Source organism: Marinobacterium profundum (assembly GCF_001528745.1).
Classification (GTDB): domain Bacteria; phylum Pseudomonadota; class Gammaproteobacteria; order Pseudomonadales; family Balneatricaceae; genus Marinobacterium_A; species Marinobacterium_A profundum.
The window spans coordinates 1-3,004 of the sequence record NZ_BCNS01000039.1; the positions used below are offsets into that span (position 1 = coordinate 1).

Below are 3,004 nucleotides of genomic sequence, written 5' to 3' on the forward strand. Positions count from 1 at the left end.
GCCCTGACCAGCTCGCAGTCTGTCACTGAGCGCGAGATGAAGCGTGCCCGCTACTACCAGTAAACGCTTTACGCCTTAACGTTTAAGGCGCACGACAGCAGGCAGGCACCGGTCGGTGCCCGCCTGCCCGACACCCCTGTGTCGATCCTCCGAATAACTAAAATATGAGCACTTCCCATGAGCATCTCAAGTCTGCAAGCCGAGGGGACGGCTGACGCCTCGTCGTCGCTAACCGTTAAGGCGGAAAAACGCCGACAGAGCCGTCTCAGCCTGGCCATGGTGTCACCTTCGGTGCTGGTCCTGCTGGTCTGGATGGCGGTTCCTCTCGCCATGACCCTGTATTTTTCCCTGATTCGCTACAACCTGCTGTACCCGGGCGATAACGACTTTGTCGGCCTGGAAAACTTTGCCTTCTTTCTGACCGACGAAGGCTTTACCGCCGGCATGGCGAACACCTTGCTGCTGGTGTGTTCGGTACTGATTATCAGTGTCGTCGTCGGAGTACTGATTGCGGTGCTGGTGGATACCCCTTTCTGGGGCCGCGGTATCGTGCGCGTACTGCTGATTTCTCCCTTCTTCATCATGCCCACCGTGAGTGCGCTGGTGTGGAAGAACCTGCTGCTGCACCCGGTATCCGGGGTCTTCGCCGCAGTCTGGCGCTTCTTTGGCGCCCAACCCATTGACTGGTTCTCCACCTATCCGATGGAGGCCATCATCATGATCGTATCCTGGCAGTGGGTGCCCTTCGCCGTGCTGCTGCTGATGACCGCCATGCAGTCACTGGACCAGGAACAGAAGGATGCGGCCCGCCTTGATGGCGCAGGCCCCGTCTCCATCTTCTGGCACATCACCCTGCCGCACCTGGCACGCCCGATTGCCGTGGTGGTGATGATCGAGACCATCTTCCTGCTGTCGATCTTTGCCGAAATCTTTACCACGACCGGCGGTGGCCCGGGCTACGAGACCACCAACCTGGCCTACCTCATTTATAGCCAGGCACTGCTGCAGTTCGACGTCGGCCTGGCTTCGGCCGGTGGTCTGGTCGCAGTACTGCTCGCCAACGTTGCCGCCTTCATCCTGATTCGGATGATCGGCAAGAATCTTACAGATAAGGCTTAGGAGGTCGTGATGCTGACATTAAAACAATATCGCACAGAGCCATCCATCCTGATCCGGATGATCGGCGCTCATATGACAAGCACGCTCACCGACAAGGCACAGGAGGCCACATCATGCTGACATTAAAACAAGGCCGCCAGCTGCAGGTCGTTCTGCTGGGTGCGCTGGCCTGGCTGGTGGCGCTGACCATCTTCTTCCCGATCTTCTGGATGATACTGACCAGCTTCAAAACCGAAATCGATGCCTTCGCCACGCCGCCGCAGCTGTTCTTCACGCCGACGATGGAGAACTACCTGGAAATTGACCAGCGCAGTGACTACTTCCACTTCGCCTGGAACTCGGTCGTCGTGTCCTTTGGTTCGACCCTGCTGGGCATGCTGCTGGCCGTACCTGCAGCCTACTCAATGGCGTTTTTCGAAACCAAGCGCACCAAGTCAACCCTGCTGTGGATGCTGTCCACCAAGATGCTGCCGCCCGTCGGCGTGCTGGTGCCCATCTACCTGCTGTTCAAGGATGCAGGTCTGCTGGATACCAAAACCGGCCTGGTGATCATCTACACCCTGATCAACCTGCCGATCATGGTCTGGATGGTGTACACCTACTTCAAGGAAATCCCCAAGGAAATCCTCGAAGCGGCCCGTCTCGATGGTGCCACCGCACTGCAGGAGATCTACCGCGTGCTGCTGCCGATCAGCAAGGGCGGCCTGGCCTCCACGGTACTGCTGTCACTGATCCTGAGCTGGAACGAAGCCTTCTGGTCACTGAACCTCACCGCCTCGTCGGCCGCCCCGCTGACCGCTCTGGTGGCGTCCTACTCCAGTCCCGAAGGGCTCTTCTGGGCCAAGCTGTCCGCCGTATCGACGCTGGCCTGTGCCCCTATCCTGATCTTCGGCTGGCTGAGTCAGAAACAACTGGTCCGCGGCCTGTCCTTCGGCGCCGTTAAGTAACAGCGGCGTGAAATAACAGCGCCAAGTAACAACACCCAATACTGTCCGCTGCCGTGACCTAACCGGCAGCGACTAATAAGAAAGAGGTTTTACCATGTCTGATTTGACGATTCGCAACCTGAAAAAAAGCTTTGACGACGTTCATATCATCAAAGGCATCGACCTGGACATCAAGGATCACGAATTCGTCGTCTTTGTCGGGCCCTCGGGCTGCGGCAAGTCGACCCTGCTGCGCCTGATTGCCGGTCTGGAAGAAGTCACCAGCGGCACTATTCACCTGGATGAGCGCGAAATCACCGACGTGGCCCCGGCCAAGCGCGACCTGGCCATGGTATTCCAGAGCTACGCTCTTTATCCCCACATGACCGTGCGCAAGAACATGTCCTTCGCACTCGACCTGGCCGGCATCGACAAGACCGAAGTCCAGCGCAAGGTCGACGACGCCGCCAAGGTACTGGAGCTGGGCCCCCTGCTGGAGCGCAAGCCCAAAGCCCTGTCCGGTGGTCAGCGCCAGCGCGTTGCCATAGGCCGCGCCATAGTGCGTAACCCCAAGGTTTTCCTGTTCGACGAGCCGCTGTCCAACCTCGACGCCGCCCTGCGTGTACTGATGCGCCTGGAACTGGCGCGGCTGCACAAGGAACTCAACGCCACCATGATCTACGTCACCCACGACCAGGTCGAAGCCATGACCCTGGCCGACAAGGTGGTGGTCCTGAATGCCGGTCGCGTCGAGCAGGTCGGCTCGCCGCTGGAACTCTACCACCACCCGGTGAACCAGTTCGTGGCAGGCTTTATCGGCACGCCGAAAATGGCCTTCCTCAAAGGCAAAGTCAGCGCGGTCAGCAGCAGCGACGTGACAGTAGCCCTGGAATGCGGCCCGGAATATCAGCTTCTCCTATAACCACTATGACCCATACCACCAACTACTCACGTCATAA

The 3,004-nt window shown here is 58.7% G+C and carries 2 protein-coding genes and 1 pseudogene; all 3 read left to right on the forward strand.

Translation table 11 applies throughout. From position 1 onward, the window contains the following. Positions 1 to 276 precede the first annotated feature (276 nt). Positions 277 to 1,119: a carbohydrate ABC transporter permease gene (locus tag MPRO_RS02630; protein WP_245635012.1), complete on the forward strand. Its 843-nt coding sequence runs from the start codon at positions 277 to 279 to the stop codon at positions 1,117 to 1,119. A gap of 113 nt (positions 1,120 to 1,232) precedes the next feature. Further along, on the forward strand, positions 1,233 to 2,066 hold the full coding sequence (locus MPRO_RS02635) for a carbohydrate ABC transporter permease (RefSeq protein WP_067286604.1): 834 nt from the start codon (positions 1,233 to 1,235) through the stop codon (positions 2,064 to 2,066). A gap of 94 nt (positions 2,067 to 2,160) precedes the next feature. Then, positions 2,161 to 2,943: pseudogene (locus tag MPRO_RS02640) on the forward strand (ABC transporter ATP-binding protein); the annotation flags it as partial. Positions 2,944 to 3,004 lie beyond the last annotated feature (61 nt).

Bases quoted from the DNA above. Each gene is read 5' to 3' on its own strand.
- MPRO_RS02630 (WP_245635012.1), top strand. From the start codon at position 277: ATGGTGTCACCTTCGGTGCTGGTCCTGCTGGTCTGGATGGCGGTTCCT.
- MPRO_RS02635 (WP_067286604.1), top strand. From the start codon at position 1,233: ATGCTGACATTAAAACAAGGCCGCCAGCTGCAGGTCGTTCTGCTGGGT.